At 66.8% G+C, this 5,857-nt stretch carries 3 protein-coding genes; all 3 read right to left on the reverse strand.

Translation table 11 applies throughout. The features are described from left to right. Positions 1-168: transglutaminase N-terminal domain-containing protein (locus RMO57_RS11910; protein ID WP_310386883.1), on the reverse strand; the 168-nt coding region annotated here is incomplete at its 3' end. Beyond that, positions 165-2,735 carry a circularly permuted type 2 ATP-grasp protein gene (locus RMO57_RS11915; protein WP_310386880.1) on the reverse strand — a complete coding sequence of 857 codons (2,571 nt, stop codon included), beginning with the start codon at positions 2,733-2,735 and terminating at the stop codon, positions 165-167. The genes RMO57_RS11910 and RMO57_RS11915, both read right to left, overlap by 4 nt. Before the next feature lie 66 nt (positions 2,736-2,801). Beyond that, positions 2,802-5,857, reverse strand: a 3,056-nt coding sequence (locus RMO57_RS11920) for a transglutaminase family protein (RefSeq protein WP_310386882.1), incomplete at its 5' end; no start/stop codon positions are given.

The following is a 5,857-nucleotide window of genomic DNA, read 5'->3' on the forward strand; positions in this document are numbered from 1 at the left end:
TGGGCGCACCAAGACGCTGTGCGACTCGGTGGCTTGCAGCGCAAAGCTGCGCGGGGTCAGGTGCAGGTATTGTTGTGACAGCGTGACCTGGCTTTGATAGCGGTACTCGGTCTCATGCTCGACCCGGTAGCGCCAATGAGCGCGAACTGGTGTGGCGGCGCTGCTCATGGCTGTACCGCCTGTTCCGCCCGTTCGCCGGTGTAGCTGAAGAATTGCACGCTGATCAGCTCGGACATGGCCTCACTGGCGCGCCGTATGCGCAGCAGCAATTGGGTCAGCCGTGCATTGCCGCGGTAGAGGTCGGTGGCCGGCGCCAGCGCCAACAACTCGGCGCGCACGGCCTGCATCTCGGCTTCACCGCAGCCGCCCGGCGCCAGCGCAATCTTGTCCATGCCTTTGGTGATGCCGTCGAGTTGGAACAGGATGGAGCGCGGGTTGCTGGCGTCCAGCAACAACAGGTCCAGCACCGGCAGCCACTCGGGCTGGGCCCGGTAGCGGGAGCGATAGGTGACGATGCTGTCGGCCAACTCCAGCAGCCAGTCCAGCTCGCCGTCGGCGCCCATGCTGAGCGCGCCTTGCAGCAGCTGGCACTGATACTGCAAACGCTCCAAGCGGCGGCCCAGCGACAAAAAGCGCCAGCCCAGGTCGCGGTTCATGCCGTCCAGCGCAAAGCCGGCCATGGTCATCGAGGCGGCGGCGGCGTCGTCGAGCAGGGTCATCGCATCGGCCTGCGACAGGCGCTTGGGCTCGGCCGGCGCTTGCTGCTGCAGCATGCGGTTGAGGGCACGCCAGTTGTCGATCGAGAGCCGCTCACGTAACTGGCTGGCACTGCGGTAGAGCTGCTGCTGCTGGCGCGCCAGGCCCGGCACCTCGGGCGACACCACGGCCAAGAGCAGGGCTTGTTCAACTTGCGCGTCGCTCAGTGACGAGCTGAGCAGCGCGCGGGCCGCGCTGTCTTTGGGCGGGTGCTTGCCGTCGAGCAGCAGATGCTTCGCGCACAACGCCTTGACGGTCGGCCATTCGGCGCCTTGCGTGGCGGGGCGCAGATTGAATAGAAAGTTCAGGCTAACGCGCAGCAGGCGGGCAATATTGTCGCAACGCTCGGCATTGCGGCCGAACCAGAACAGGTTCTCGGCCGCACGGCTGGAGACATGGGTGTCGTCGCGCACCAGATCGGCCACCGTGGTGGTGCGCGACAGCGGCCGGTGCACATCCAGCGGCGGCGACTCGCGCGCCTGCACCCAGGTGTCTTTGCTGCCGCCGCCGCGCTGCAAGGTGATCACGCGCACATCGGGGCCGGTGGCCACACGGGTCAGGCCGCCCGGCATCACCACATAGCCGGTCGGCGTGGCGCAGGCATAGACGCGCAAACCCATCGCGCTGGCGCTCAGCGCGCCATGTGCGCCATGCCGCTGCTTGGCCATGTCGGCGCGCCAGACCGGCACCTGCGACAAATGCACCAGCTCTTGCGCCACATAGTTGGCCGGGTGGGCGCGCAGCTTGGCGATAAAGGCCGCCCGCTCGGCGCCTTTCAAGTCTTGGCCGAAGACGGTGAACTGGCGGCTCTGCGGGAAGGCAGGCTTGATCACCAGCCGGTCCAGCTTGGCAATCACCTGCGCCAGCGCGGCCGGCTCGCCGCACCACCAGGTGGCGACGGATGGCATCTTCAAGGGCGCGCCCAGCACGCGCTGCGACAGCGCCGGCAAAAACCCCAGCAAGGCACCCGACTCCAGCAGATTGGAGCCCAGGCTGTTGGCGATCAAGACATTGCCCAGCCGCGCCGCTTCAATCAGGCCGGGGATGCCGAGGCTCGAATCGGCACGCAGCTCCAGCGGGTCGCAGTAGTCATCGTCGACCCGCCGCATGATCACATGCACCCGCTTCAGCCCCGACAAGGTCTTGTGCCAGACTAGGCAATTGCGCACCGTCAGGTCCGACCCCTCCACCAGCGGCAGGCCCAGGTGGCGCGCCATATAGGCTTGCTCGTAATAGGTCTCGTTGTACGGGCCGGGCGTCAGCAAGACGATCAGCGGCGGCTCGCCGGCGCGCAAGGGCGTGCTGCCGCTATTGGCGCATTGGTGGCCCCAGTAGCTGAGGCTGTCGCGCAGCTTGTCGAAAAAACCGGTCAAGGGGCGAACGTTCAAGTCGCGCATCAGATCGGGGAAGGTGCGGCCAATCACCGCGCGGTTCTCCAGCGCATAGCCGCTGCCGGAGGGTGCTTGCGTGCGGTCGGCCACCACCCACCAGCGGCCGCTGGGTGCGCGCGCCAGGTCCACCGCATAGAAGTGCAGGGCGATGCCGTCACGGTGGCGCATGCCATGGCAGGGGCGCAAAAAGCCGGCATGGCCGTGGATCAGGGCGGGCGGCAGCTGGCCCTGCTGCAGCAGCAATTGCGGGCCGTAGACGTCCAGCAAGATCTGGTTCAACAGCGTGGCGCGCTGGGTCACGGCGGCCTCGATCTCGGCCCATTCAGTGTGCGGCAGGATCAGCGGCAGCGGGTTCAAATCCCAGGGCCGGCCGGCGCCGCGCGTATCGGCGTAGACGTTGTAGGTGACGCCGTTTTCGCGCACCTGGCGCTGCACCGCCTCGTCGCGCTCGCGCATCACGCCGGGCGCTTCGCGCGCTAGCGCCGTCAGCAGCGCGCGCCAATGCAGGCGGGGTTGACCGTCGGCGCCCAGCATTTCGTCAAAGCGATCGGTGGCGGCCGGGTAGCCTGAGAGGAGTCGAGCGGGCACGGTGGAGCGAGAGCGATCTCGAAGACTACGGGGCGGCAATTATCTCTGCGCTCGGACTTGCCCGTCTCACAGCGGCTGCCAGCGCAGATCCAGCGTCAGCGGGAAGCTCGGGTTGAGCGGCTCCTTGAACACCGTCATCGGCCCCGGCGTGTGGCCATGCGGCCAGAAGCGCGCAAAGCGCCGCGCCTCAGCTGCATTGGCGTTGACCGGCGAATGTTCCTCGCTGCGCCCGCCCGGATGGACGACGTGATAGGTGCAGCCGCCGATCGCGCGCCCGCTCCAGGTGTCGACCAGATCGAAGGTCAAGGGTGCTTGCACGCCAATCGTCGGGTGCAGCGCCGACCAGGGGCTCCAAGCGCGAAAGCGCACCGCCGCCACATATTCGCCCGGCACCCCGGTCGGGTGCAGCGGCAGCATGCGGCCGTTGCAGGCGATCACATGCCGCCCGTCGGTCAGGCCGCGCACCAGCAACTGCATGCGCTCGACCGAGGAGTCGACATAACGCGCCGTGCCGCCGGCAGCCATTTCCTCGCCCAGCACATTCCAGGGCTCGATCGCCTGCCGCAACTCCAGCTCCACGCCTTCATAAACGACGCTGCCAAAGCGCGGGAAGCGGAACTCGATGAAGGGGTCGAACCAACTGTCCTCAAAGGCATAGCCGGCCGCCCGCAGATCGCGCGCGACATCGCGGATGTCTTGTGCCACAAAGTGCGGCAGCATCCAGCGGTCATGTAGGGCCGTGCCCCAATGCACCAGTTTGGCCTGGTAGGGCTGCTGCCAGAAGCGCGCCACCAGCGCGCGCAGCAGCAACATCTGCAACAGGCTCATGCGCTCATGCGGCGGCATCTCGAAGGCGCGGAACTCGACCAAGCCGAGCCGTCCGGTCGGGCCGTCGGGCGAGTAGAGCTTGTCGATCGAAAACTCCGAGCGGTGCGTGTTGCCGGTCAAGTCGACTAACAGGTTACGCAAGAGGCGGTCGACCATCCAGGGCTTGTCGCCCGGCAGCATGCCCGGCAAGACTTTGTCCATCTGCTGGAAGGCAATCGCCAGCTCGTAGAGATTGTCGTCACGCGCTTCGTCGACGCGCGGCGCCTGGCTGGTCGGGCCAATGAAGGTGCCGGAGAACAGATAGGACAGGGCCGGGTGGTTCTGCCAATAGGTGATCAGGCTTTTCAGCAGGTCGGGGCGGCGCAGCAGCGGGCTGTCTTCGGCGGTGGCGCCGCCAAGCGTCGCGTGGTTGCCGCCGCCGGTGCCGGTGTGGCGGCCGTCGAGCATGAACTTCTCGGTGCCCAGGCGGCTTAAGCGCGCCTCCTCATAGAGCGTGCTCATGGTGTAGACCAGCTCGTTCCAGCTTGCCGACGGATGCACATTGACCTCGATCACGCCGGGGTCCGGCGTCACGCTGAGCAGCTTGATGCGGGGGTCGCGCGGCGGGCCATAACCTTCGATCCATAGCTTCAATTGCAGCTTGGCGGCACTCGCCTCGACGATCTGCACCAGCGCCAGATAGTCCTCGATGCGCTTGATCGGCGGCATGAAGACGTGCAGGCGCCCGGCGCGCACCTGCACGCACAGGGCGGTGTGGATCACGTCGCGCGGCGCCGGCTCGGCGTTGTGGCGGCCAGGCAGCGCTTTTTCTGGGGTTGGCGCCTGAATTTCGGTCCGGCCCAGCGTGGCCCGCGCCAGCCGTTTGGCGGCCGCCAGCGCAGCACGTGGGCCCCGCTGAGTTTGGCGGTCAGCATGGTTGAGCTTGACCTCCAGCGTCGCCTTGGCCTCCAGCAAGGCGCTGCGCTCGGCGAAGGGGTCGAGGTCGAACTCCGCGTCTTTTTCATCCGGCAAGACCCAGGGCAGCGAGTTCAGCGGCAGGCGCAGGCCCAATGGTGAATCGCCGTCGATCAAGTAGAGATGCTCGCGCTTGAGCGGCCAGGCCGAGCTGCGCCAGCTGCTGCTCAGGCTGATGCCGGGCTCAAACGGCGTCGACGCCAGTGGCAGCACGTAACCCGCTACTTCACCGAGGCCACTGTCCAGCAAGCGGGCCAGACGGCGGCGTTGCTCGGAGTCGCTGAGGTCGGCAAACAGCGGGTTCAGGTTGCTGGGCAGGCTCTGCTCGATCTGCGCTTGCAGGCGCACATCTTCATAGGCGGGAATGGCGCTGGCGGCGGGCAGATGCAAACCCTCCAACAGCGTGGCCATAAAGCGCTGAGCCTCGGCATCGCCGTAGCCATCGTCCGCGCCCTCGACCGAGAACAGCGAGGCGTCGCGCCACATCGGCTGGCCGTCAACGCGCCAATAGATATTCAGTGCCCAGCGCGGTAGCGGCTCGCCCGGGTACCACTTGCCCTGGCCGTAATGCAGCATGCCGCCGGGGGCGAAATGCTTTTTGAGCCGCAGCATCAGCTGGCCGGCCAGCTCGCGTTTGTGCTCGCCATGCGCTTCGGTATTCCACTGCGCGCCGTCCATATCGTCGATCGACACAAAGGTCGGCTCGCCGCCTTGGGTGAGGCGCACATCATTGCGTTTCAGGTCGGCGTCGACCTGCGGGCCCAGCCGGTCGATGGCCTGCCAGTCGCTCTCGGCATAGGGCTTGGTGACGCGCGGGTCTTCATGGATGCGGGTCACCGTCATCTCGTGCACAAAAGTGACCTCGGCCTTGTCGGTGAAGCCGCTGACCGGCGCGGCCGACGAGGGCAGGGCGGTGCAGGCGAGCGGGATATGGCCCTCGCTGGCCAGCATGCCCGAGGTGGGGTCGAGGCCAATCCAGCCGGCGCCGGGGATGTAGACCTCGGTCCAGGCATGCAGATCGGTGAAGTCCACCGCGCTGCCGCTGGGGCCGTCGAGCGAGGCCTGATCGGGCTTGAGCTGGATCAGATAGCCGGACACAAAACGCGCCGCCAGGCCCAGCGAGCGCAGGATCTGCACCAGCAGCCAAGCGCTGTCGCGGCATGAGCCCGAGGCTTTTTGCAGCGTCTCCTCGGGTGTCTGAATGCCCGGCTCCATGCGCAGCAAATAGCCGATGCGGACCTGCACGCGCTGGTTCAGATAGACCAGAAAGTCATTCGTCGGCAGCGAGCTACTGAGCATTTCGCTGCGCACCGCCGCGATCCATTCCTTCAACATCGGGC

It is taken from the genome of Roseateles sp. (genome assembly GCF_031397715.1).
Taxonomy (GTDB): Bacteria; Pseudomonadota; Gammaproteobacteria; order Burkholderiales; family Burkholderiaceae_C; genus Paucibacter_A.